The organism is Cellulomonas sp. P22, assembly GCF_044392165.1.
Genome location: NZ_JBISBW010000017.1, coordinates 25,579 through 50,284, shown reverse-complemented (window position 1 = coordinate 50,284; position 24,706 = coordinate 25,579). Strand labels below are relative to the sequence as shown.

Annotated in this window: 18 protein-coding genes; 15 read left to right on the top strand and 3 right to left on the bottom strand. The window is 72.7% G+C overall.

What is annotated here, in order from left to right:
* From ACGIF2_RS16340 to ACGIF2_RS16310, 7 genes are all read left to right on the top strand, one after another.
* Positions 1–2,383, top strand: a 2,383-nt coding sequence (locus tag ACGIF2_RS16340; RefSeq protein WP_396048141.1) for a DMSO/selenate family reductase complex A subunit, incomplete at its 5' end; no start/stop codon positions are given.
* A gap of 2 nt (positions 2,384–2,385) precedes the next feature.
* Positions 2,386–3,003 carry a DMSO/selenate family reductase complex B subunit gene (locus ACGIF2_RS16335; protein WP_396048139.1) on the top strand — a complete coding sequence of 206 codons (618 nt, stop codon included), beginning with the start codon at positions 2,386–2,388 and terminating at the stop codon, positions 3,001–3,003.
* A gap of 2 nt (positions 3,004–3,005) precedes the next feature.
* Entirely contained in the window at positions 3,006–3,920 is a 915-nt protein-coding gene (locus tag ACGIF2_RS16330) for a dimethyl sulfoxide reductase anchor subunit family protein (protein ID WP_396048137.1), read from the top strand.
* A gap of 82 nt (positions 3,921–4,002) precedes the next feature.
* Positions 4,003–4,677, top strand: a complete 675-nt coding sequence (locus ACGIF2_RS16325) for a molecular chaperone (RefSeq protein WP_396048135.1) — start codon at positions 4,003–4,005, stop codon at positions 4,675–4,677.
* Entirely contained in the window at positions 4,674–5,687 is a 1,014-nt protein-coding gene (locus ACGIF2_RS16320) for a 4Fe-4S dicluster domain-containing protein (protein ID WP_396048133.1), read from the top strand. Before ACGIF2_RS16325 ends, ACGIF2_RS16320 begins: the two co-directional genes overlap by 4 nt.
* Positions 5,684–7,030, top strand: a complete 1,347-nt coding sequence (locus ACGIF2_RS16315; RefSeq protein ID WP_396048131.1) for an MFS transporter — start codon at positions 5,684–5,686, stop codon at positions 7,028–7,030. Before ACGIF2_RS16320 ends, ACGIF2_RS16315 begins: the two co-directional genes overlap by 4 nt.
* 64 nt (positions 7,031–7,094) lie before the next feature.
* The gene (locus ACGIF2_RS16310) at positions 7,095–9,305 is read left to right on the top strand and encodes a SpoIIE family protein phosphatase (protein WP_396048129.1); all 2,211 of its coding nucleotides are present in this window, start codon (positions 7,095–7,097) and stop codon (positions 9,303–9,305) included.
* Here the strand turns inward: ACGIF2_RS16310 and ACGIF2_RS16305 are convergent.
* Entirely contained in the window at positions 9,277–10,752 is a 1,476-nt protein-coding gene (locus ACGIF2_RS16305) for a CCA tRNA nucleotidyltransferase (protein ID WP_396048127.1), read from the bottom strand. The two genes, ACGIF2_RS16310 and ACGIF2_RS16305, sit on opposite strands and share 29 nt — an antisense overlap.
* A gap of 68 nt (positions 10,753–10,820) precedes the next feature.
* Here ACGIF2_RS16305 and ACGIF2_RS16300 point away from each other — a divergent pair, with 68 nt between their 5' ends.
* From ACGIF2_RS16300 to ACGIF2_RS16265, 8 genes are all read left to right on the top strand, one after another.
* Complete coding sequence (locus ACGIF2_RS16300) at positions 10,821–11,375, top strand: NUDIX hydrolase (protein WP_396048125.1); 555 nt, start codon at positions 10,821–10,823, stop codon at positions 11,373–11,375.
* Positions 11,372–13,663 (top strand): DUF6049 family protein, encoded by a 2,292-nt coding sequence (locus ACGIF2_RS16295; RefSeq protein ID WP_396048123.1) that lies wholly within the window; start codon positions 11,372–11,374, stop codon positions 13,661–13,663. The genes ACGIF2_RS16300 and ACGIF2_RS16295 overlap by 4 nt, the downstream gene beginning before the upstream one ends.
* Complete coding sequence (gene murJ / locus ACGIF2_RS16290) at positions 13,660–15,501, top strand: murein biosynthesis integral membrane protein MurJ (RefSeq protein ID WP_396048121.1); 1,842 nt, start codon at positions 13,660–13,662, stop codon at positions 15,499–15,501. The genes ACGIF2_RS16295 and murJ overlap by 4 nt, the downstream gene beginning before the upstream one ends.
* A gap of 59 nt (positions 15,502–15,560) precedes the next feature.
* Positions 15,561–17,543 carry a hypothetical protein gene (locus tag ACGIF2_RS16285; protein WP_396048119.1) on the top strand — a complete coding sequence of 661 codons (1,983 nt, stop codon included), beginning with the start codon at positions 15,561–15,563 and terminating at the stop codon, positions 17,541–17,543.
* 82 nt (positions 17,544–17,625) lie between these two features.
* Positions 17,626–18,630, top strand: a complete 1,005-nt coding sequence (gene trxB, locus ACGIF2_RS16280; protein ID WP_396048117.1) for a thioredoxin-disulfide reductase — start codon at positions 17,626–17,628, stop codon at positions 18,628–18,630.
* The gene (gene trxA / locus ACGIF2_RS16275; RefSeq protein WP_396048115.1) at positions 18,627–18,971 is read left to right on the top strand and encodes a thioredoxin; all 345 of its coding nucleotides are present in this window, start codon (positions 18,627–18,629) and stop codon (positions 18,969–18,971) included. Before trxB ends, trxA begins: the two co-directional genes overlap by 4 nt.
* Before the next feature lie 106 nt (positions 18,972–19,077).
* The gene (locus ACGIF2_RS16270) at positions 19,078–20,424 is read left to right on the top strand and encodes a PLP-dependent aminotransferase family protein (protein ID WP_396048113.1); all 1,347 of its coding nucleotides are present in this window, start codon (positions 19,078–19,080) and stop codon (positions 20,422–20,424) included.
* Between the two features lie 72 nt (positions 20,425–20,496).
* Complete coding sequence (locus ACGIF2_RS16265) at positions 20,497–21,456, top strand: D-alanine--D-alanine ligase (RefSeq protein WP_396048111.1); 960 nt, start codon at positions 20,497–20,499, stop codon at positions 21,454–21,456.
* A gap of 206 nt (positions 21,457–21,662) precedes the next feature.
* Here ACGIF2_RS16265 and ACGIF2_RS16260 read toward each other — a convergent pair whose 3' ends face one another.
* Together ACGIF2_RS16260 and ACGIF2_RS16255 are read right to left on the bottom strand one after the other, a co-directional pair.
* Positions 21,663–22,919, bottom strand: coding sequence for a ParB/RepB/Spo0J family partition protein (locus ACGIF2_RS16260; protein WP_396048109.1), 1,257 nt, complete (start codon positions 22,917–22,919; stop codon positions 21,663–21,665).
* A complete protein-coding gene (locus ACGIF2_RS16255) occupies positions 22,916–23,950 on the bottom strand; it encodes a ParA family protein (protein ID WP_396048107.1) in 1,035 nt (344 codons plus the stop codon). Before ACGIF2_RS16255 ends, ACGIF2_RS16260 begins: the two co-directional genes overlap by 4 nt.
* Positions 23,951–24,706: the final 756 nt, after the last annotated feature.

Genomic DNA, 24,706 nt, shown 5'->3' with positions numbered 1-24,706 from the left:
CTCGTTCATGAAGTGGAGCGCTGCCGCCGGTGGCACCGCTGCCGCCGTGGGCGTCGGCGCCCACTACGGGCTGCTCCCCCTCGCCTCGGCCTCGGCCGAGCCCGCCGCGTCCTCGACCGAGGAGACGACGGTCTGGAACTCGTGCAACGTCAACTGCGGATCGCGCTGCCCGCTGCTCATGACCGTCGTCGACGGCCAGATCACCCGGATCGACCCGGACCCCACGGGTGACGACGAGCTCGGCACCCAACAGGTGCGTGCGTGCGTCCGTGGCCGTTCGATCCGCCAGCGCATCTACAACCCGGACCGCCTCAAGCACCCGATGAAGCGGGTCGGCAAGCGTGGTGCGGGCGAGTTCGAGAAGATCACCTGGGAAGAGGCTTTCGACACGATCGCCGACTCCCTGAAGAAGACCCTGGACGACTACGGCAACGAGGCCGTGTACGTCCACTACGGCTCGGGCACCACGGGCGCGAACGCCTCGGGCGGCACGTCGGTCACGCGACTGATGAACCTGCTCGGCGGCAGCCTCGGGTACTACGGCACGTACTCGACGTCGCAGATCAACGCCGCCACGCCGTACACCTACGGCGTCGAGCGCGAGACGAACAACTCGTTCAACGACGCGGTCAACACCAAGCTGCTCGTGCTGTGGGGCAACAACCCGCACGAGACCCGCATGAGCGGTGGTGGCGAGCTCTACATCGCGCAGCAGGCCAAGGAGATCGGCGGCGCCAGGGTCATCGTGATCGACCCGCGCCAGTCCGACACCGCCGTCACGATGGCCGACGAGTGGGTGCCGCTGCGTCCGGGTACCGACGGCGCTCTCGTGGCCGGCATGGCGCACGTCATGGTGTCCGAGGAGCTGCACGACCAGGCGTTCCTCGACACGTACTGCCTCGGCTTCGACGAGGAGCACCTGCCCGAGAGCGCGAAGCCGGGCAGCTCCTACAAGGCCTACCTGCTGGGAGACGGTCCCGACGGCGTCGCGAAGACGCCCGAGTGGGCCGCGCCGATCACCGGCGTCCCGGCGGCGGCGATCCGTCGACTTGCCCGCGAGATCGCCCAGGCCAAGCCGTGCGCGATCGTGCAGGGCTGGGGCCCGCAGCGTCACGCGAACGGCGAGGCGACCGTCCGGGCCATCTACGCGCTGGCGGCGATGACCGGCAACGTCGGCCTGTCCGGCGGCGGTCTCGGTGCCCGTGAAGGCAACTACGCGATGGCCACCGCGCGCTTCCCCGGCGGCACGAACCCGATCACCACGAAGATCTCCTGCTTCAAGTGGACCGACGCGATCGAGCGCGGCGCCGAGCTGACCAAGCTCGCCGACGGCGTGCGTGGCAAGGACAAGCTCGACGTCCCCATCAAGTTCCTCTGGAACCACGCGAGCAACACCCTGATCAACCAGCACTCGGACATCAACCGCACGGTCAAGCTGCTCGAGGACGACTCGCTGTGCGAGATGATCGTCGTGATCGACAACCAGCTGTGCGCGTCGGCCAAGTTCGCCGACATCCTGCTCCCCGACGTCTCGAACGCCGAGCTGACCGACCTCATCCCGAGCGGCTACTCGGGTGACATGGCGTACGCGATCCTCGCGCAGAAGGCCATCGAGCCTCTGTTCGAGTGCCGCTCGACGTACGACATGTGCACCGAGATCGCCGACCGCATGGGCATCAAGGCCGAGTTCACCGAGGGCAAGACGCTCGACGAGTGGGTCGAGCAGCTCGTGGCCGACAGCCAGAAGGCGGTCGAGGGCTTCCCGAGCTACGACGAGCTCGCCGAGATGGGGATCTGGCGAAAGTCCAACCCCGCAGGCTTCACGGTCGGGCTCAAGAAGTTCCGTGACGACCCGGTGGCGAACCCGCTGAAGACGCCGTCCGGGAAGATCGAGATCTACTCCGAGCGCCTGCAGGAGATCGCCGACACCTGGGAGGGCGTCGAGGGTGAGATCCCCGCGATCCCCGCCTACGTCCCGTCCTGGGAAGGTCACGACGACGAGCTGACGTCGACGTTCCCGCTGCAGATGATCGGCCACCACTACAAGTCGCGCACGCACTCGAGCTACGGGAATGTCGCGTGGCTCAAGGAGGCGCATCCGCAGGTGGTGTGGATCAACACCCTCGACGCGCAGGCCCGCGGCATCGAGAACGACGACGTCGTGCACGTCTTCAACGACCGCGGCCGGATCGAGCTGGTCGCGAAGGTCACGGCCCGTATCGCCCCCGGTGTCACGTCTGTCCCGCAGGGCGCCTGGTACACCCCGGACAAGGACGGTCTGGACAAGGGCGGGTGCACGAACACCCTGACCTCCTGGCGCCCCTCGCCCCTGGCCAAGGGCAACCCGCAGCACACCAACCTCGTGCAGATTGAGAAGGCCTGACCATGGCGAAGCAGCTGGGCTTCTATTTCGACCAGACCCTGTGCACCGGGTGCAAGGCCTGCCAGATCGCATGCAAGGACAAGAACGACCTGCCCGTGGGCGTGTCCTGGCGGCGCGTGGCCGAGTACTCCGGCGGCACCTGGACGCAGAAGGACGACACGTTCACCCCGAACGTGTTCACCTACTACACCTCCATCTCGTGCAACCACTGCGACGACCCCCAGTGCGTCAAGGTCTGCCCCACGACCGCCATGCACAAGGACGAGCACGGCATCGTGCTCGTCGACGCCGACAAGTGCGTGGGCTGCCGCTACTGCGAATGGGCCTGCCCCTACGGCGCACCCCAGTACGACGCCGACGCCGGCGTCATGACCAAGTGCAACCTGTGCATCGACCGCGTCAACGCCGGCGAGCAGCCCGCCTGCGTCGCCGCCTGCCCCTCCCGGGCCCTGGAGTTCGGCGAGATCGACGAGCTGCGCGCCAAGTACGGCGACAACGCCGCGATCGAACCCCTGCCCGACCCCGAGATGACCCGACCCAACCTCGTCATCACCCCCCACCGCGACAGCCAGCCCACCGGGCACGGCACCGGCACCGTGGGCAACCCCGAGGAGATCTGAGCATGAACACCCACGAGCTGCCCCTGGTGGCCTTCACGATCCTCGCCCAGATGTCCGTCGGATCCTTCGTCATCCTCGGCCTGGTCCAGCTCTCCCTGGTCCGCAAGCACGGCCAGGAAGCCGTCGACAAGCTCTCCACCCCGGCCCTCTACGCCATCGGCCCCGCGATCGTCCTCGGGCTCATCGCCTCGATGCTCCACCTCGGCAACCCGATCAACGCCCTGAACTCGATCAACCACCTCGGGTCCAGCTGGCTCAGCCGCGAGATCTTCTCCGGGTCCGCGTTCGCCGGACTCGGCGCCATCTTCGCCGTCGTCCAGTGGCGCCGCTGGCTCACCCCGCTGCTGCGCCAGATCCTCGCCGGGATCACCGCCCTGGTCGGCCTCGTCCTGGTCTGGTGCATGTCGATGGTCTACATGCTGCCCACCGTCCCGGCCTGGAACCACTGGGCCACCCCGGTCAGCTTCTTCACCACCACGTTCCTGCTCGGCGCGCTCGCCATCGGCGCCGCCTTCGTCATCGTCTACACCGTGCGCAAGCCCAACAACGACGAGACCGAAGCCACCACCGCACTCCTGCGCACCTCCCTGCGCCGGATCGCGGCCTCCTCCATCGTGCTGCTGGGCGTCGAGTTCGTCGTCCTGCCCACCTACTTCCTCGACCTCGCCAACGGCGGACCCCAGGCCCACGCCTCCGCCGCGATCCTCATGACCGGCGGCGGCGCCATCCTCCTGACCCGCCTCATCCTGGTCTTCCTCGGCGCCGGACTCCTCGGCTTCTTCCTCTACCGCTTCGCAGCCAAGGGCACCGAACGCCACCTCACCTACCTCGCCACCGGCGCCTTCGCCCTCGTCCTGATCGCCGAGACCATCGGACGCGTCATGTTCTACTCCTCCTTCGACCGCATCGGCCTCTGACCCACCGACCGGGCCGCGCGGGCAACGATCCCGTCCGCGCGGCCCACCTCCCCCCTCACCCACTTCTGCAAGGCGGCACGCCATGACCCCGACCTCCACCGGTGACCAGCTGATCGGCACCCGGCTCGACAGCTTCGCGGCGGCGTACGCCTTCCTCTCCCGGCTCCTCCTCGCCCCGGCCGACGCCGAGCTGTGCGCACGCGTCGCCGCCCCCGGGCTGCTCGACGAGTGGCCCCTCGAGCACGACGCGCCCACGGCGCATGGGCTGCAGCTGCTCGGACGCTCCGTCGGCGTGGTCGACGGCGTCGACGCCGAGGACCTCGCCACCGTCCAGCGCGACTACCAGGCCCTGTTCGTGGGCCCCGGCCACCTGCTCGCGGCACCGTACGAGTCGGTGCACCGCACCCAGGACCGGCTGCTCTTCGACGAGCCCACGCTGAAGGTGCGCGCGGCGTACCGGGCGTTCGGCCTCGAGGCCCCCCGGCTGCACCGCGAGCCCGACGACCACCTGGGCCTCGAGCTCCACTTCCTGAGCGTGCTGTGCGAACGCGCGCTCGACGCGCTGGCCCAGGGTGACGAGCCGCTGCTGGACTCGCTCTTCGCCGCCCACTCCGCCTTCCTCACGGACCATGTGCTCGCGTGGGCCCCCGAGGTGCTCGACCTGGTGACCGAGAACGCCACCACCGACTTCTACCGTGCCACCGCGGCGCTGACGCAGGGCGCGCTCGAGCAGGCGAAGGCGTGCTTCGTGGGATGAACGACCCCGTGGAACGCGCGTCCGACGAGATCGGGCCGCTGCTGCGGTGGGTGACCCGCCTGCCGGAGCCGGTCCACCTCGAGCTGGTCTGCGCCGAGCACACGGACGGCCCGCTGGCGCTGGAGCCCGACGTGGTGGCCGTGCGCCTCGGTGGGTGCCTCGGGGAACTGCCCGCGTCAGCGCTGCTCGAGCTCGTCGCGTCGGGCGTCCGCCAGGTCGTCCTGCGGGCCGACGCGTGTGACCGGCCCGCGACGGTCGAGGCGGTGGCGGCCCACGCGGACGACCTGCTGGCGGCCTGCGTGCGAACCGAACGCATGGTGGTGCGCGCCACGGCGCCCGACGAGCGCGCCCGTCCGGTGCTCGACGCCCGGTCGCTGCCGCTCGCCCGCCGGGCGCTGGTGTCGTTCTCGTCGGCCGCGGCGTCGTCGGGCACGTCGTCGGGCGCCGGGGCCCGCCGAGGGGAGACCGAGCGCGAGCGCATGCTCGACGTCCTCCGCGTCCTCTCCACGCCGCCGCCGCGCCCCGTGGCGGCGCCCGGCGCCCCGCGCCCGCCCCGACCCCCGCGCGACGCGCTGGACCGGCAGCTGGCCCCGAGCGCGATGCTGACCGCGACCGGCTGCACGGGCTGCGGCACGTGCGTGCGCACCTGCCCGGTCGACGCGCTGCGCCTCGCCGGGGTGCCGACGGACGACGGCCGGACGAGCCTGACGCTGCGCCACGTGCCGGCGGCGTGCACCGGCTGCGGGCTGTGCGTCGAGGCGTGCCCGCAGCACGCACTGGCCTCGGCGGGTCAGCACACGTGGGCAGACCTCCTCACCTACGTGCCCCGATTCCTGGCGACCGCTGTGCTGCGCGGGTGCTCCCGCTGCGGTGTGCTGCTGCCCCCCGACGAGTCGGTGTCGCTGTGCGAGGTGTGCGCGTTCCGGCGGGCCAACCCCTTCGGTGCGCGGCTCCCTCCGGGGATGACGGGGTCGGAGACGCTCCCCGGGGTCGATAGCCTGAGCGGATGACCGTGATCCGGGAGCTCCGGCAGCTGCTCCACCTGCCGGGCTTCCGTCGGCTCTTCGCCGTCCGGCTGACCAGCCAGGCCGGCGACGGGATGTTCCAGGTCGGCCTCGCGACGCTGTTCTTCTTCAGCCCCGAGCGCCAGTCGACCGCGGGCGACGTCGCCGTCGCGTTCGCTGTGCTGCTGCTGCCGTTCACCATCGTCGGGCCGTGGGCCGGGGTGCTGCTCGACCGGTGGCGCCGACGCCAGGTGCTCCTGGTCGGCAACCTGGTGCGCGCCGCGGTCGTCCTGGTGGTCGCCGCGGTGATGGCGGGCGCGGGGGTGGGCCCGGTCGTCTACGTGCTCGCGCTGGTCGCCCTGTCGGTCAACCGGTTCCTGCTGTCGGCGCTGTCGGCGTCGTTGCCGCGCGTCGTCGACGGTCCCCTGCTGATCACAGCGAACTCCCTGACGCCCACGCTCGGTGCCGGCGCGGCAGGCGTCGGGGGCGCGGTGGGCCTCGGGCTGGGTCTGCTGCTGCCCGACGGCCCGGCCGGCGACGTCACAGTCCTCGTGCTCGGTGCCGCCGTCTACGCGGGTGCGGCGCTGCTCGCGCTGCGCATCGGACGCGACGAGCTGGGCCCCGAGGTCGTCGCCGACACCTCGCAGGTGCTCGCCAAGGTCCGGTCGATCGCGCACGACCTCGCGGAGGGGGCCAGGTACCTGGTGCGGCGCCGCACGCCCGCGTACGCCCTCGGGCTCATGGCGGCCTCGCGCTTCCTGTACGGCGTCGCGTTCATCGCGAGCATCCTGATCAGCCGGAACCTGCTCGCCGAACCGCTCGACGCGGGTGCGGGGCTCCAGGTGTTCTCGCTGGTCCTGGGGGCGTCGGGGGTCGGGTTCGTGCTCGCTGCGGTGCTCACGCCGGTACTGAGCCCCCGCACGGGCCCGCACACGTGGATCGCGCTGTGCATGGGGCTGGCCGCCGCGACCCAGCTCGTGCTCGCGGTGAGCGTCGAACGGGTGGTGCTGCTCGGGTGCGCGGCCGCGCTCGGGCTCGCTGCGCAGGGCGCCAAGATCGCCGTGGACACGATCGTGCAGCGCGACACCGCGGACGAGTTCCGCGGCCGGGCGTTCGCGTTGTACGACGTGCTCTACAACGCCGCGTTCGTCGGTGCCGCGGCCCTCGCGGCCGTCGCGCTGCCCGACACCGGCTGGTCGCGCCCGGTCTTCGTGGCCCTCGCCGTCGGGTACGCGCTGGCCGCGCTGGTGTACCGGGTCGTCGTCGCACGGACCCTCGCGACCCGTGCCGTCCGGCCCACCGGGACCCTGCCCGCGAACCCGACCACGCGCGGCGCCGAGGGCGGCTGACCCCTCGCCGGACGAACCGCCCGCAGGGGCGCGCTCCCGGACATTCGTGCGTAGTCTCGCTGGGGTGAGCGATCTCTCCTCGGGCGTGCTGGGCGCGGGGATGCGTGGGGTCCCTGACCCCGACGAGGCCGCGCTGCTCCAGGTCGTGCACGGGCGTTCGACCGCGAGCCTGCTGGTCGATCTCGCGACCGGGACCGTGCTGTACGCGAACCCGTTCGCGCAGGTCCTCGCCCCGGGTCTGGCGACACCCGTGCCGCTCACCGCGTGGTCCCGCGGCGCGGGTCTGCGCACCGTGGAGGGGCTGCTGCTCGAGGACAGCCCGACCCCGCTGGTCCAGGTCGTCGACGGTGCGCCCCTGCACGGGGTCCAGGTCCGCTCTGCCAGCACCGACGTCCCGCTCGGCGCCGACCCGACGTCGCTGCTCGTCGTCGGGGTCCCGCTCGCCGACGCGCCCGGCGACCTCGCGGGCCGGGCCCTGATCCTGCTGCTCCCGGTGCACCAGGAGGCCACCGCACGGCTGCTGCGCGGCCTCGGTGGCGACCTGCACGCGCGGGCGGCCGTCGCGAGCGGGCTGTCCTTCACCATCTCCGACCCGAACCGGACCGACGACCCGTTGATCTGGGTCAACCCGGCGTTCGAGCGCCTCACGGGGTACGTCGCGGACGACGTGATCGGGCGCAACTGCCGCATGCTCCAGGGCGCCCGCACCGACCGCACGGTCGTCGGCCGGATCCGCACCGCCCTGGACGCGGGGCACACGGTCGCCGACACGATCCTCAACTACCGCAAGGACGGCACACCGTTCTGGAACCAGGTGGTGATCAGCCCGGTCTTCGACGCCGACGGCCACCTCACGCACCACGTGGGCATCCAGGCCGACGTCACCGCGCGGGTCGAGTCGGAGCGGGCACGGGACGCCGCGCTCGGCGTGGCCCAGGCCGCACGGGCCCGCTCGCACCTGCTCGCCCAGGTGAGCGAGGAGCTCGCGCGACGCCTCGACTACGACGACGCCCTGGTCGCCCTCGCCGAGATCGCCGTCTCCCGCCTCGCGACCTGGGGGTTCGTGGTCGTCACGAACGAGCGCGGACGGCTCGAGCGCATCCACGTCGCGGCACGGCACCCGGTGCGCGCCCAGGACGCGCAGGACCTCGAGCGTGGCGACCCGTCGTGGCTCATGCGTTCGACGGCGTTCGAGCTGGCCCGCACCGACGACAGCCGCTTCGACGCGCGGCCGTTCTCCGTGGACGTCGACGCCCTCGCCGCCACCGCGCCCGCCGCGCAGCTCGAGGTGCTGCGCCGGCTCGGGCTCGGCTCGGCCCTCGCGGTGCCGCTGCGCGCCCGCGACCACTTCCTCGGGGCGCTGTGCCTGCTCAACGACGACGTCGACGGGTTCACGGCCGAGGACGTCGTGACCGCGGGGCACCTGGGTCAACGGGCCGGGATGGCCCTCGACAACGTGCGCCTCTACCTGCGCGAACGCTCGGCCGCGCTCACGCTGCAGCACAGCCTGCTGCCTGACGTGCCGACCGTGCCCGGCCTCGACATCGCGGCCTCGTACCTGCCTGCGCTGCACCGCGCCGAGGTGGGCGGCGACTGGTTCGACGTGCTGCCGCTGCCCGACGGCGCGATCGGGCTCGCGGTCGGCGACGTCGTGGGCCACGACCTGCAGGCCGCCGCGTCGATGGGCCAGCTGCGTTCGGTGCTGCGCTCGCACGCGTGGAGCGGGGCGCGCGCCGGACGGGTCATCGCGCACCTCGACGAGCTCGTGCGGGGGCTGGGCATGGCCGACGTCGCGACGTGCGTCTACCTGCGCCTCGAGCTGCCCTCCGGGCCGCCGGGACCACGCGCCGACGGCGCCCGCCCTGCCGACCGGCTCACGTACTCACGTGCGGGTCACCCGCCGCCGCTCATCCGGCTCCCCGGCGGGGAGGTCCGTTCGCTCGACGGTGCGCTCACCACACCTGTGGGGGTCGTGAACCTGCGCTCGCCCGATCCGCAGGCCGAGGTCGAGCTGCCGTTCGGCGCGATCCTCGTGGTCTACACCGACGGGCTGCTCGAACGCCGGGACCGGTCGCTGCGGGACGGCATCGCCGAGCTCGAGTGCACGCTGCGCGCCCTGCCGGACGACGTGTCGGCGGCCGACGTGCGCGACCGGCTCGTGGCGCGCTTCGTGGGCTCCGAGCAGGAGGACGACGTGTGCGTGCTCGTCGTCCGCCGCCCCGCCGCACCCGCCGGCGCCCCCGACGTCAGCCCTGGCGGTCCTGCCACCACGTGAGCAGCGCGGCACGTGCCGCGTCCTCGCCGAGCGGCCCGCGCTCCATGCGCAGCTCGAGCAGGTACCGGTAGGCCTCGCCGACCTCGCGACCGGGCCCGATGCCGAGCGCGTCCATGATCTGCTGGCCGTCCAGGTCGGGGCGGATCGCCGCGAGCTCCTCCTGCTCGCGCAGCGCGGCGATGCGCAGCTCGAGGTCGTCGTAGGCGCCCGAGAGGCGGTCGGCCTTGCGCCGGTTGCGCGTGGTGCAGTCCGAGCGGGTGAGCCGGTGCAGCCGCTCGAGCAGCGGGCCCGCGTCGGTCACGTAGCGGCGCACGGCGGAGTCGGTCCAGGCGCCGTCGCCGTACCCGTGGAACCGCAGGTGCAGCTCGGTCAGCCGGGACACCGCCTGCACCGTCGCCTTGTCGAAGCGCAGCGCCTTGAGCCGGCGCGCCACGAGCTTCGCGCCGACCACCTCGTGGTGGTGGAAGCTCACGCCGCCACCCTCCTCGAACCGTCGCGTCGCGGGCTTGCCGATGTCGTGCAGCAGCGCGGCCAGGCGCAGCACCAGGTCGGGGCCGGGCACGGCACCGTCCGGGCCGGTCTCGAGCGCGATGGCCTGCTCGAGCACTGTGAGCGAGTGCTGGTAGACGTCCTTGTGCCGGTGGTGCTCGTCGATCTCGAGCCGCAGCGCGGGGAGCTCGGGCAGCACGTGGTCGGCGAGCCCGGTGTCCACGAGCGTCTCCAGCCCGGGGCGCGGCACCGGCGCGAGCAGCAGCTTCGTGAGCTCGTCACGCACCCGCTCGGCCGAGACGATGGTGATCCGCTCGGCCATCTCCCGGATCGCGTCGAGCGCCTCGGGGTCCACCGTGAAGCCGAGCTGGGCCGCGAAGCGCGCCGCGCGCATCATGCGCAGCGGGTCGTCGTCGAACGACTGCCGGGCCGCCACGGGGGTGCGCAGCCGCTGCGCCGCGAGGTCCGCGAGGCCGTCGAACGGGTCCACGAACGTGAGGTCGGGCAGCCGCACCGCCATCGAGTTGACCGTGAAGTCACGGCGCGACAGGTCGCCCTCGAGCGTGTCGCCGAACACGACCTCGGGCTTGCGCGACGTCGGGTCGTACGCGTCGGTGCGGTAGGTCGTGACCTCGACCACCACGTCCTCGCCACCGTGCCGGCGACCGTGCCGCCGTGCACCGATCGTCCCGAACGCCCGGCCGATGTCCCAGTGCGCGTCGCCCCACGCGGCGAGCAGCGCCTCGGTCTCGTCGGGGGTCGCCGACGTCGTGAAGTCGAGGTCGGCGCTGACCCGGCCGAGGAACGCGTCGCGCACCGGACCGCCGACGAGCGCGAGCTCGTGGCCCGCGGCTCGGAAGACCTCACCGAGCTCGATCGCGGCGGGGGCGAGGTCGGCGAGCGTGGTGAGGGCTCGCCGCTGCAGGGCGTGGAGGGCGGACTGGTCGGTGGGCGGCACGACATCCAAGCCTGCCAGACGCGGGCGGCGGTGGCTGACGGATGCGGAGGAGTCGTTACAGTGGCGACATGTCGAGCCCAGCGCATCCCGCGCGCCCGGGGGGCGTTCCTGCGCCGCCGGGGGGGCACGCGCTCCGGATCGACCCGGAGCAGGTGTCCGCGCGCGTGCCGCCGAACGCACTGCCGGTCGTGGACGAGACGTCCGCCGGCGGCCTCGTCGTGCTCACGGTCGACGGGGTGCACCACGCGGCAGTGATCGCGCGCCGCAACCGGGCCGGCCGGCTCGAGTGGTGCCTGCCCAAGGGGCACCTCGAGGGCGTCGAGACGCCCGAGGAGGCCGCTGTGCGCGAGATCGCCGAGGAGACGGGCATCACGGGCCGCATCGTCCGGCGCCTGGGCGTCATCGACTACTGGTTCACGGGTGACGACCGTCGCGTGCACAAGGTGGTGCACCACTTCCTGCTCGGTGCCGTGGGTGGCGAGCTGACCGTCGAGGGCGACCCGGACGGCGAGGCCGAGGACGTCGAGTGGGTCGCGATCGTCGACCTGCCCGCACGGCTCGCGTACCCGAACGAACGACGACTTGCCGAGGCCGCCCTCGCGGTGCTCGTCGGCGAGGCATGAACCGCTCCCCCCGCACCGGCCTGACGACCCACCGCGGACGTCGTGGTGCGCTCGGGCTCCTGGTCGGCCTGCTGACGCTGCTCGGGGTCCTGGGACCGGTGCTGCCGGGCGACGCCGGTGCGGCCGTCGCCGCACCCGCAGCCCCGACGACGTCGACCCTCCCCACCGACGTGTCGGTCACGTCCGTCTCGCCCCAGGTGCTCGCGCCGGACGTCGACCTCACCGTCACGGCCGTGGTCCGCAACACGAGCGACACCACGATCGAGAACCCGAACGCCGTGCTGCGGATCAGCCGTTACCGCCTGGCGAGCGCCGATCGGCTCGCCGCGTGGACCGAGGCCGACGCGACCGCCGACGCGGGGTCGAAGGCGCAGACCGTGGCGCTCGGGGCACCCCTCGAGCCGGGCGCGAGCGCCGAGGTCGTCCTGACCGTGCCGGCGGCCTCGGTCGGCCTGCTGCGCAGCGCCGACGCGTGGGGGCCCCGGGGGATCGCGGTCGAGCTCACCGACGGTTCACGCCGCGCCGGCATCGCGCGGACGTTCTTGCTGTGGGCCCCGTCGCAGGACGTCTCCCCGGTGGGTGTCGGCGTGCTCGTCCCGGTCGTCGGGCCCCACCTGACGATGCAGGACGCGGGGGCCTCGCCTGCTGATGGCACGACCGCCACGGCACCCCTCGACGGCTCGCAGGACGACCCCGCGGACGTGGCCGTCGACACGGGAGCGATCACCCAGATCACCGACCCGACGCTCGAGGCCCTGACGTCGACCGGCGGTCGCCTGCGGCTGCTGCTCGACGCGACGACACCCAGCTCCGCGGTGTCCTGGGCGGTCGACCCCTCGCTCGTCGAGCGGGCGGCGGCCGGCGGCCCGATGTCGACCGCCTGGCTCGAGGACCTCACGTCCGGGACCCAGGGGCGCGACGTGCTCGCGCTGCCGTGGGCCGATCCCGATCTCGCGGCCGTCGCGCACGGTCGGCGCCCCGACCTGCTCGACCTCGCGCTCAGCACCTCGACGGACGCGTCGGCGGAGGTTCTCGGCCCCGACCCGACCCAGCTCCTGTGGGCGGCCGACGACGTCCCGGACCAGGTCACCGCCGCGCTCGCTGCGGGCTCGGACGCCGCGGGCCTCGTCGTCGGCGCGGACGCACTGGCCCCCGAGGGGCGCACGGTGCCGTCGCCGGCCGCGCGGGCCAGCGTGACCACCGCGCAGGGACGGCTCGAGGCCCTGGTGCCCGACGCGACCCTCAGCGCGCTCCTCGCCGCTCCCACGACCGTCGAGCCGGGCGCCACAGCGGCGACCGTCGCCCAGCGGGTGCTGGCCGAGACGGCCGTCGCCGCCCGCACGCGCTCCGACCAGCAGATCCTCATCGCAGCCCCGCGCGACTGGGAGCCGGACGGCACGCTCGTCGCGGCCCAGCTGCAAGCCCTGTCCGACGCGCCGTGGGTCGACCTGACCTCCGTGTCGGACCTGCTCCGCACCCGTGCCGACACGACCGAGCGCGCGACGCTCCCCACCTCGTCCGCGAGCAGCACCGAGCTGTCGCCCGCGCACATCAACGCGCTCGCCGAGGCCCGCTCGCTCGTCGCCACGTTCGCCCAGGTGGTCCCCGACCCGCAGGCCCTCCTGGTGGGTCTGGACCGCGAGATCCTGGCCCCGATGTCCGTCGCGTGGCGGGGCGACCCCACGGGGCGCAAGGCCCTCGTCGACACCGTGCTCGACGGGGCGACCGAGCGGCGCAACGGCCTGTCCGTGCTGCTCAACGAGCAGGTCACGGTTGCCGCGAGCTCGAGCCAGATCCGCATGGTCGTGCGCAACACCCTCGACCAGGACGCCACCGTGCGGGTCGAGATGCGCCCCCGGCAGTCGTGCCTGCGCGCCGTGGACTCCCCCACGGTGACGGTGCCCGCGGACTCGGAGTCGACGGTCGTGGTCGACGTCCGCGCGACGTCGTCGTGCGACGTGACCGTCGAGGTGCTGCTCCTGGCCCAGGACGGCACCGTCGTCGCGGCCCCCGCGTCGTTCAGCGCCCGGGTGACCCCCACGATCGAGGACGTCGGCATGACGGTCGTGGGCATCCTGCTCACGATCGGGCTCGTCGCCGGCATCGTGCGCACGGTCCGTCGCGGGCAGACGGCTCACCGTGGCGCCCGGGTCGCGGCCCAGGTGCGGGCCGAGGAGGAAGCCGCCCGGGAGGCCGAGGCCGCGAGCGGACCACCACCCCAGGACCCGCAGCCCGGCCCGTCCAGCAGCGCTGACCCACGAAGCACCCCCCAGGAGGACATGCGGTGACCACCCCCTCAGGCCCCACCCCGCCAGCCCACGGCGAGGACCGGCCGACCGGGCAGGGGTCGGCCGCGGACCGCGCGCGGTCGGCGACGTGGCCCCCCGTGGTCGAGCCTCCCGTCGACGCCGAGGCCGAGGCGACGATCGGCCCGGACCTCGGGGGTGGCACCGGCGCGGTGCCGCCGCCCGCCCGCCCGAACGTGGTCGACGTCACCCCCGGTGACGCGACCGGCATGGGTCGTTCGACCGCGCTCATGGCCTCGGGCACGCTCGTCTCCCGCATCCTGGGCGTGGCCAGGGCGATCATGCTCGTCTGGGCCGTGGGCGTCACGGGAAACGCCGCCAACGCGTTCGACGCAGCGAACAAGCTGCCCAACATCCTGTACCTGCTGGTCGCGGGCGGCGTGCTCAACGCTGTGCTCGTGCCGCAGGTCGTGCGGGCCTACCGCCGTGCCGACGGCCAGCAGTACGTCGACCGGCTGCTCACTCTCGGCGCGATCATGCTGGTCGGGCTCACCCTCCTGCTCGCGACGGCCGCCCCGCTGCTCGTCGCGGCCTATACCGACTTCAGCGACCCGGCTGTCATGTCGCTCGCGGTGCTGTTCGCCTACTGGTGCATCCCCCAGCTGTTCTTCTACGGGCTGTACACGTTGCTCGGTCAGGTGCTCAACGCGCGCGGCAGCTTCGGCCCGTACATGTGGGCGCCGGTCGTCAACAACCTCGTGTCGATGGCCGGGCTGCTCGCGTTCGTCCTGGTCAACGGGACGTATGCCGAGCACCGCGCCCTGTCGGACGACCCGTCGACGTGGGGTGGCGGCCAGGTGGCGCTGCTCGCCGGCACCGCGACGCTCGGCGTCGTCGCGCAGGCCCTCGTGCTCCTCATCCCGCTGTACCGCAGCGGGTTCCGCTACCGCCCGCGCTGGGGGTTCCGCGGGGTCGGCCTGCGCTCGGCGGGCCGCGTCGCGGGCTGGACGTTCGCGGCCCTCGCCGTGGGTCAGCTCGGTGTCCTCGTCGTGAGCCGTGTGGCAACCCGTGCGGGTGGTCTCGACCCGACCAACGCGGGCAACGCGGTCTGGAGCAACGCGTTCCTCGTCTTCATGCTGCCGCACTCGCTCGTGACGGTCTCGCTCGCGACCGCGCTGTTCACGCGCCTCTCGGCGACCGCGGCGGCCGGTGACGTCAAGGGTGTCCGGGCCGACCTGTCGCTCGGGCTGCGCACCGTCGGCCTCTTCACGATTCTCGCGACAGCCGTGATCGCGGTGCTCGCCTACCCGCTGGGCCGGGTGCTCTACTTCACCGCCGACGAGGCCGCGTGGGACGCGCTCGCGCCCGTGATCGTCGCGATGGTGCTCGGGCTCGTCGCGTTCGGTGCGTGGTCGCTGTGCCAGCGAGTCTTCTACGCCTACGAGGACGCCCGCACGATGTTCCCCATCCAGGTCGCCATGGCGGTCCTCGTTGTCGGCGGCGCCTACGGGTCGACGCTCGTCCTCGAGCCGTCGCGCTGGGTCATGGGTGCCGGGCTCGCCCAGAGCGTGTCGTACGTGCTCGGGGCGCTCGTCGCCCTCGTGCTGCTGCGTCGGCGCCTGAACGGGGTCGACGGACGCCGTGTGACCTTCGTCCATCTCAAGGCCGTCGGGGCGGGGCTGCTCGGCGCCGGGGCGGGTCTGCTCGCACTGCGGCTGCTCGGCCCCGTGGACACCACGCTCGACGCCGTGATCTCGTGCGTCGTCGGCGGGCTCGCGATCACCGCCGTCTACGTGCTCGCGCTCAAGGTCCTGCGCGTGCGTGAGGTGGACTCGCTGGTGAACCTCGTCCTGCGGCGGGCGAGGGTGCGACGGGGCTGATCCGTTCCGCCTACCATGGGGCACCGGCACACTGCCGGATCGACATGCGGGAGGCCCGGGTGGAGGACGTCGTCGGACGTGGCACGGTGCTTGCGGGGCGGTACCGGGTGCTGCAACCGATGGGTTCGGACCTCGAGGGTGCGAGCGCGTGGAAGGCCACGGACCAGATCCTCGACCGGCCCGTCCACGTGCGGATCCTGTCGTCGGAGAACGCCCCCCAGGCGCTCGACGCCGCCCGCCGGGCCGCGCTGGTCTCGGACCCGCGCCTCGTGCGGATCCTCGACGTCGGCACCCACGAGGGCATCAGCTACGTCGTGACCGAGCAGGTCACCGGCCCGTCGCTCGGTGAGCTCGTCGCCCGCGGTCCCCTGACGGCGGACCAGGCCCGGTCGATCGTCGGTGAGGCTGCAGCCGCCCTCGAGGTCGCGCGCCGCCGCGGGGTCCACCACCTCGCCCTGCGCCCGTCGGTGCTGCATCTGACGCCCGAGGGTCGCCTCCTGATCAGCGGTCTCGCCCTCGACGGCGCCCTGCTGGGCCACGGGGTGGGCGACGCCGCCGCGACCACCCGCGCGGACGCCGTGGGCCTCGTTCGCCTGCTCTACACGGCCCTCACGGGTCGCTGGCCGGCCGGCGACACCGGGATCGTCGCCGCGCACCTCCAGGCCGCCCCCGAGGTCGACGGCGTCCCCACGCCCCCCGGTGACCTCGTGCCGGGCGTCCGGGCCGATCTCGACACGCTCTGCGCCGTGACCCTCGGCGCGCACGACGACGGCCCGCGCAGCCCCGCCGAGCTCATCCGTGAGCTCGAGCCGTGGGGTGAGATCCGCACCGTCGGGCTCCTCGACGCGACAGCAGCGCTCGACCGCACCCAGCTGCAGCAGCCCGTGCCCGACGCCCCGGCCGCGGACGACGACACCGCGCGGCTCCCGATGCCCGGCATCGTGCAGCGCCAGTCGGTGCGGTCCGCGTTCAACGACCAGCCCTCGGCCGGCACCGGGCGTCCCGGGACGCCTCCTCCTGCGACCCCGCGTGGTCGCGGGGCGTTCCCCCCGTCGGCGAACGGTGCCGCGGCGGGCGTCTGGCCTGCCGCGTCCGCGGCGTCCCCGGCAGCCGCGGCATCCCCGGCGGCCGCAGCGTCCTCGGCCGACACGACGCGGGTGCAGCGCCCGGCCGTCCAGCAGCCCGGTTCGGTCGCGCCGGGTTCGGTCCCGTCTGGCTCGTCCGCGCACGGCGCGGCGCCCGCGGGCCCCCCGACGACGGCGCAGGCCCCGCAGCACCCCACGGGCGGCGCCCAGGGGCAGCCCCCGCGCGTCCCGCCGCCCAGCGTGCCCACCTCGCCGTTCGACTTCGCGGGTGACGCGAACGACGACGAGACCGTCACGACGCGCCGATTCGACCCCACCAAGCTGGTGCTGCTCGTGGTCGCCGCGGCGCTGGTCATCGGCGTCATCTTCGCGCTGACGTCGCTGCTCAGTCCGCTCGGGGACGGGTCCGACGAACCGGCAGCGGCGCCTGAGCCGGCCACGTCGGCATCGGCGTCGGAGCAGCCCAGCGAGAGCCCGTCCGACCAGGCGTCTCCCTCGCCGTCGCCCTCGGCGTCCGCGCCCGTGGACACCGGTGAGGCCCCCGTGATCGCCTCGGCCACGACGTTCGACCCGTCGGGCGGCGACGGTGAGCACGAGGAGGCCGTCGGCAAGGCCATCGACGGTGACATGGCCACGTTCTGGCCCACCCGCTGGTACAACAACGCGACGTTCGGCGGCGCCAAGGACGGCCTCGGCTTCATCCTGAAGCTCGACGGACCTGCGACCGTGTCGTCGGTGAACCTGCAGATCAGCGGCACGCAGGGCGGGGGGAACGTCGAGGTCCGGTCGGGCAGCCCGACGGGTCCCGTGCTCGCGTCCGGTCCGATGTCGGCCGACACCGACCTCGAGCTGTCGACCCCGACCTCGACCGACACGGTCGTGCTCTGGTTCACCGAGCTCCCGCAGGACGCCAACGGCAAGTACTCGATCCAGCTGAACGAGGTCACGCTCTCCTGACCTGGCCAGGACCGCCGGAACAGAAGCGACCTACGATCAGTTCAACAGTGAGCATCCACCCGCGAACGGCAAGGAACTCCACGTGACCGAGCAGTCTCTCCCGCGCGACCTGATCATCGTCGGGTCCGGCCCCGCCGGCTACACGGCGGCCATCTACGCGGCCCGCGCCGGCCTGTCCCCTCTCGTGGTCGCCGGATCCGTCACCGCCGGCGGTGCGCTCATGAACACGACCGAGGTCGAGAACTTCCCGGGCTTCCCCGACGGGGTCCAGGGGCCCGAGCTCATGGAGGACATGCAGAAGCAGGCGGAGAAGTTCGGCGCCGAGATCCTCTGGGACGACGTCGTCAAGGTGGACCTCACCGGCGACGTGAAGACCGTCGAGCTCGGCAGCGGTGACGTCTTCCGCTCGCTCGCCGTGATCCTCGCGACCGGGTCCGCGTACCGCAAGCTCGGTCTGCCCGACGAGGCGCGCATGTCGGGCCGCGGCGTCTCGTGGTGCGCCACCTGCGACGGATTCTTCTTCCGCGACCAGGACATCATCGTGGTCGGCGGCGGCGACTCCGCGATCGAGGAGGCCACGTTCCTCACGCGCTTCGGCAAGACCGTGACGATCGTGCACCGCCGCGACGACCTGCGGGCGTCGAAGATCATGGCCGATCGCGCGCACGCCGACCCCAAGATCAGCTTCGCGTGGAACTCCGAGGTCGTCGCCATCCACGGGGACACCAAGGTCACCGGTGTGACGCTGCGTGACACCGTGACGGGCGAGGAGCGTGAGCACCCGGCGACCGGCGTGTTCGTGGCGATCGGGCACGTCCCGCGCTCGGAGCTCCTCGAGGGTCAGATCGACCTCGACGAGGCCGGCTACGTCCAGGTGGTCGGTCGCACCACGGCCACGAACCTGCCGGGCGTGTTCGCGTGTGGTGACCTCGTCGACCACACCTACCGCCAGGCCATCACGGCCGCCGGCTCGGGCTGCTCCGCCGCCCTGGACGCCCAGAACTACCTGGCGGCCCTGGCCGACGTCGACCCTGCCTCGCCGTCGGAGATCCCGGGCGCACTGGTCGAGGAGGAGAAGGCCGTATGAGCACCCTCAGCGAGGTCACCGACGCCACCTTCCAGAGCGAGGTCCTCGAGGCCGACCTGCCCGTGCTGGTCGACTTCTGGGCGCCGTGGTGCGGACCGTGCCGTCTGGTCGCCCCGGTGCTCGAGGAGCTGGCGGGCGACTACGCGGGCCGGGTGAAGATCGTCAAGCTCAACTCGGACGACAACCCGGGCGTCACCGCGCGGTACAGCGTCGTCTCGATCCCGACGCTCAACTTCTACGTCGGCGGCGAGCTCGTGCGCTCGGTCATCGGCGCCCGCCCCAAGCAGGCCCTCATCACCGAGGTGGACGGCGTGCTGGCCGAGGTGTCCACGACGTCCTGACCCCCGGCAGCGCCCCGCGGAGGTGCGGTGTGGGAGTCCGGTGCGGGTTCGCCCGCGCGTTGGTCCACGGTCCGTGCGCGCGGCGAGCGCGTGCGACACTCGGAGGATGAGCGACGAGACCCTGAACCCCGGCGGACGTGCGTCGGGCTCATCACCGACCCCGGCCGCCGGCACCAGGCTCGATCCCTGGCTGAGCTCGTACGCCGACCGGACGCACGGCATGCGCGCCTCCGAGATCCGCGCACTGTTCGCGGTGGCCAACCGGCCCGAGGTCGTCTCGCTCGCGGGCGGGATGCCGTACCTCGAGGGGCTTCCGCTCGACGTGCTGGGCGACCTCGCGAAGCGCGTCGTCGCCACCCGGGGCACCACCGCCCTGCAGTACGGGTCGGGACAGGGCGAGGAGGAGCTGCGCGAGCAGATCCTCGAGGTCATGCGGCTCGAGGGCATCCAGGCCCACCCCGACGACGTGGTCGTCACCACCGGCTCGCAACAAGCTCTCGACCTTGTGACACGGATCTTCATCGATCCCGGTGACGTCGTCGTGGCCGAGGCACCGAGCTACGTCGGTGCCCTGGGCGTCTTCCGGGCCTACCAGGCCGACGTCGTGCACGTCCCCCTCGACGCCGACGGGCTCATCCCCGCCGCGCTCGAGGAGACCCTCGCCTCGCTCGCGCGCGCGGGCCGGCGCGTCAAGCTGCTCTACACGGTCCCGAACTTCCACAACCCGGCGGGTGTGACGCTGTCCGCCGAGCGTCGCCCCCAGATCCTCGAGATCGCCCGGCGCTACGGGGTGCTCGTGCTCGAGGACAACCCCTACGGGCTCCTCGGCTTCGAGGGCGACCCCATCCCCGCGCTGCGGTCCGCCGACGACGAGGGCGTCGTCTACCTCGGGTCCTTCTCCAAGACGTTCGCCCCCGGCTACCGCGTCGGCTGGGCCGTCGCCCCCCATGCGGTCCGCGAGAAGCTGGTGCTCGCGAGCGAGTCCGCGATCCTCTGCCCCTCGAACGCCTCGCAGCTCGCGATCAGCGCCTATCTGGCCACGTGCGACTGGCGTGGTCAGATCAAGTCGTTCCGCGAGCTCTACCGCGAACGACGCGACGCGATGGTCGGTGCCCTCGCCGAGCACCTGCCCGACGCGACGTGGACCGTGCCCGACGGCGGCTTCTACACGTGGGTCGGCCTCCCCGAAGGGCTCGACGCCAAGGCGATGCTCCCGCGTGCCGTGACCGCCCGGGTGGCCTACGTGCCCGGAACCGCGTTCTACGCCGATGGGCAGGGCGCCGACCACATGCGGCTGTCCTTCTGCTTCCCCACGCCCGAGCGCATCCGCGAGGGCGTCCGTCGCCTCGCCGGTGTCGTGGCCGGTGAGAGCGAGCTCGTCTCGCTGTTCGGCACGACGACCGGTGTGCCCCGTCCACGTGACGTGCAGTCTCCGGGTCCCGACCTCGCCTGACCAGCGCTTCGTTCTCCCCCGCTCGTCCCCTCGAGCCTTCGCTCGACCTGCAGAACCCGGAGCGTCGCCCCCGTGACCGACACCATCGTCCCCACCTCCCCGCGCGTCGTCATCCTCGCCGGAGGGCTCTCGCACGAGCGCGACGTCTCGCTCCGCTCGGGGCGGCGGGTGGCCGACGCGCTCCGTGCCGCCGGCGCCGAGGTCACGGTCCATGACGTCGACGCCGATCTGGTCCCGGCGCTGACCCAGACCCACCCGGACGTCGTCTGGCCGCTGCTGCACGGCGCGAGCGGTGAGGACGGTTCGGTCCGCGACGTCCTCGAGCTGCTCGGCATGCGCACCCTCGGCACCGGTCCCCGGGCCAGTCGCGTCGCCTGGAGCAAGCCGATCGCCAAGACCGTCGTGGCGCTCGCCGGCATCGACACGCCCGAGTTCGTGACCCTGCCGCAGAGCCTGTTCCGCGAGCTCGGTGCGACGCGGGTGCTCGACGCGATCACCGAACGGCTCGGGCTCCCCCTCGTGGTCAAGCCCGCCAGCGGCGGGTCGGCGCTCGGGGTGAGCCTGGTGCGCGACGCCGCGGATCTGCCCCGCGCCATGGTCGACTGCTTCGCCTACGGCGACACCGCGCTGATCGAGCGTGCGGTGACGGGCACCGAGCTTGCCGTGAGCGTGATCGACACCGGCGACGGGCCCACCGCGCTGCCGGCCGTCGAGATCGTCACCGACGGACCCTACGACTACGACGCCCGCTACAACCCCGGGCGGACCGAGTACTTCAGCCCTGCTCGGCTGTCCCCCGAGGTCGCCGATCGCGTCGGGCAGGCGGCCGTCGCTGCCCACGTCGCTCTCGGGCTCGAGCACGTCTCGCGTACCGACCTCATCGTCGGCGACGACGGCACCGTGTGGTTCCTCGAGGTCAACGTGGCTCCCGGGATGACCGAGACCTCGCTGCTGCCACAGGCCGCCGAGGCCGCCGGCTTCGAGCTGAGTGCGCTCTACCTCGCTCTGGTCAGGGCCGCCGCCCGCGTCTGAGCGCGTGACCTTCGTCGCCCTACTGCTGGCACGAAAGCGCCTCTGACCTGCACCGATACCCCTGCACCGCGGCTCGCCTCGCCGCTGGACGTGAGCGGCGCGCCGCCCAGCGCCTGTTTCACGTGAAACAACGTGGCGCGCGGGGCCAGACGTGTCCGTACCCCGCGCGCCGGGCCACGGCGGGCGGGGTACGGACGTCCGGTCGATCAGTTGCGCAGGAAGCCGGGCTCCTCGGGGGTCAGGCTCTCGAGGATGCGGTTGAGATCCTGCACGGAGGCGAACTCCACGGTGAGTCGTCCACGGGACTTGCCCAGGTTGATCTTGACGCGCGTGTCCAGCCGGTCGGAGAGCCGTGCTGCCAGCTCGTCAAGCGCCTCGTTCCGCTCCCCTGCCCGCGGGCCGCGCCGCGCAACCGGTGCGGCGTCGCCGCCGAGCGAGACGATCTCCTCGACAGCACGCACCGAGAGACCTTCGGAGACGATGCGCTGCGCGAGTCGTTCGATCGCCGCGCCGTCCGTGAGACCGAGCAGCGCCCGCGCGTGCCCAGCCGAGAGCACCCCGGCCGCAACCCGGCGCTGCACCAGCGGGGGCAGACGCAGCAGTCGCAGCGTGTTCGAGATCTGCGGCCGCGAGCGGTGGATGCGCGCCGCCAGTTCCTCGTGCGTGCATCCGAAGTCGTCGAGCAGCTGACGGTACGCCGCGGCCTCTTCGAGCGGGTTCAGCTCGGCACGGTGCAGGTTCTCGAGCAGCGCGTCCCGCAGCAGGTCGCTGTCCTCGGTGTCGCGCACGATCGCAGGGATCGTCTCGAGCCCAGCCGCCTGGGTGGCGCGCCAGCGGCGCTCACCCATGATCAGCTCGTAGCCGTCCTCACCATCAGGGCGGACGACGATCGGCTGCAGCACGCCGATCTCGCGGATCGAGCCGATCAGCTCGTCGAGCGCGTCCTCCTCGAAGACGGTGCGCGGCTGGCGGGGGTTCGGTTTGATCGAGCCGACCGGCAGCTCGGCAAAGCGCGCGCCCGGAACGGGAAGAAGGCCACCGTCCTCCGTGGCGGCCCCCTCCCCCGCAGGAACATCTTCCCTGGTCAGAGCGTCGGAGCTTCCTTCGGTGACCGGGTGCTGACCATTCTGGGTGCCGTCGGTGACCTCTCGGGCACCGGCGTCGACCTCGACCTCGGTGACCGAGGCGGCGGCCGCGGCCGGGGCCTCGCCGCTCGCAAGGGCGTCGTCGGTCGGCGTCGGCTGAGCCGGGGCAGCAGTTGCTTCCGTCGTTTCACGTGAAACCAGAAGCTCTGCGGCCTCGGCGGCTGCAGCCGCTGCCGCCGCTGTGTCGCGGGCCTCCTTCACGTTGTCCGGGAAGAAGACATCCACCGGGCGCTGCGTGTCTGAGGACCGGTTGCCGTCGAGACCGGTCGGGATCAGGGCCCCCAGTCCACGCCCGAGACCGCGTCGCTTCTCGCTCACTGCTCCTCCTGATGCTGGGGGGCCTCGGCCGCGGCGAAGTCGCCGCGTCCGCCGTCGGACTGCGGAACACTCATGGCCACCGGACGAGGGCGGTCGCCGCTCGGGGTGGCGGCCGGTCCCCCGGCCACGTCGCGCGCGCCGCGCTCTGCGAGCTCGCGCGCGGCCTCGAGGTACGCCAGAGCGCCGGTCGAGCCCGGGTCGTACGTCATCACGGTCTGGCCGTAGCTCGGGGCCTCGGAGATCCGCACCGAGCGAGGAACCGTCGTGCGCAGCGTGGTCTCCGGGAAGTGGTCGCGCACCTCCTGCGCGACCTGCTGCGCGAGGTTCGTCCGCGCGTCGTACATCGTCAGCAGCAGCGTCGAGACATGGAGCAGGGGGTTCACGTGCGACTGGATCAGCTGGATCGTCTTGAGCAGCTGGCTCAGCCCCTCCAGCGCGTAGTACTCGCACTGGATCGGGATGAGCACCTCGCGGGCCACCGCGAAGGCGTTGACCGTGAGCAGCCCGAGGCTCGGGGGGCAGTCGACGAAGACGTAGTCGATCGGCTCCTGACCTGCGGCGATGCGTCCTGCCAGATAGGTGTCGAGCGCAGATCGCAGGCGGGTCTCGCGCGCGACCATCGACACCAGCTCGATCTCGGCACCGGAGAGGTCGATCGTCGCCGGGAGGCACCAGAGGTTCGGGACGTCCGGGCTCTCCTGCACCGCATCGGCGATCGCGGCGCCGTCGACGAGCACCTCGTAGATCGACGGCGTTCCCGCGCGGTGGTCGACACCGAGCGCCGTGGACGCGTTGCCCTGCGGGTCGTTGTCGAGCACCAGCACGTTGAGACCGGCCTGCGCCAGCGCCGCCGCCAGGTTGACTGTGGTCGTCGTCTTGCCGACGCCGCCCTTCTGGTTCGCGACGGTGATCACGCGCGTGCTCGCGGGGCGGGGGAACTTGCGTCCACGGAGCTCGATGCGACGGCGCGCATCCTCCTGGATCTGGGCCATCAGCGGTGTGTCCTCGTCTGCGTCCGGCAGGCTCTGCACGAGCGCCGCACGCCTCTCTTCGTCGGAGTCATGGTCGTGCTCGGCGCCCGTCCCGGGCTGTGGTCCTGCGCCGACGCCCGTGTTCGCGGCCGGCCCCCGCGGTCTGGTCGATGCGTATCGCTCGGCCGCCTCGGCGGCCTGCCGAGCAGCGCCCGCGACAAGCTGAGGGTGGTCCGTGGTGCTCTCATCGCCGCTCGCAGTGAGCTCATCGCCGCTCGCAGCCAGCTCGGTGTGGCTCGGGCCCCCCGCCGCCTGCTCCAGCCCGCTGTCGGTCCGCCCAGCGAAGGCAGCGTCCGTGCCCCGAACCGGGTGATCGATCGCCGACGATCCGGCAACTCCCACCGGCTCGTCGCTGTGATCACCGACGGTCACCTCTTGCTCCAGCCCCTCGGGCTGGCCGAGGTCGTCGCGCCGAACCGCCGGTGAGGCTCCCCCGCCCCACTCCAGGACAGAGCCCTGCTCCCAGCGCTCTGCTTCGCTGCGCGCTGGCACGTGCTCCGAGGTCCCGTTGATTTCACGTGAAACCGGTTGCTCGCCGAGCTCCGGGGTCGTCATCTCACGGGCCGGTTCCGGCATGCCCGGCCGTGTCGCATCGCCGTCCGCCGGCTCGGGCAACGGCACCGACCGTGCCCAGGCGTCGCGCTCCGGGTCGCCGCCCTCGCCCGGATCCGGCGCCACGTCGCCCGTCGGATCCGCGGGTCCCGGTGCGCGGACCGGCGCCCACATCTGGCCCCCGGGGAACCCGTGGGACGTCTG

What these genes read in the sequence shown, in the direction of transcription:
- ACGIF2_RS16320 (WP_396048133.1), top strand. Translation starts at nt 4,674, where the DNA reads ATGAACGACCCCGTGGAACGCGCGTCCGACGAGATCGGGCCGCTGCTG.
- ACGIF2_RS16270 (WP_396048113.1), top strand. Translation starts at nt 19,078, where the DNA reads ATGAGCGACGAGACCCTGAACCCCGGCGGACGTGCGTCGGGCTCATCA.
- ACGIF2_RS16300 (WP_396048125.1), top strand. Translation starts at nt 10,821, where the DNA reads ATGTCGAGCCCAGCGCATCCCGCGCGCCCGGGGGGCGTTCCTGCGCCG.
- trxA (WP_396048115.1), top strand. Translation starts at nt 18,627, where the DNA reads ATGAGCACCCTCAGCGAGGTCACCGACGCCACCTTCCAGAGCGAGGTC.
- ACGIF2_RS16295 (WP_396048123.1), top strand. Translation starts at nt 11,372, where the DNA reads ATGAACCGCTCCCCCCGCACCGGCCTGACGACCCACCGCGGACGTCGT.
- ACGIF2_RS16335 (WP_396048139.1), top strand. Translation starts at nt 2,386, where the DNA reads ATGGCGAAGCAGCTGGGCTTCTATTTCGACCAGACCCTGTGCACCGGG.
- ACGIF2_RS16315 (WP_396048131.1), top strand. Translation starts at nt 5,684, where the DNA reads ATGACCGTGATCCGGGAGCTCCGGCAGCTGCTCCACCTGCCGGGCTTC.
- ACGIF2_RS16330 (WP_396048137.1), top strand. Translation starts at nt 3,006, where the DNA reads ATGAACACCCACGAGCTGCCCCTGGTGGCCTTCACGATCCTCGCCCAG.
- ACGIF2_RS16325 (WP_396048135.1), top strand. Translation starts at nt 4,003, where the DNA reads ATGACCCCGACCTCCACCGGTGACCAGCTGATCGGCACCCGGCTCGAC.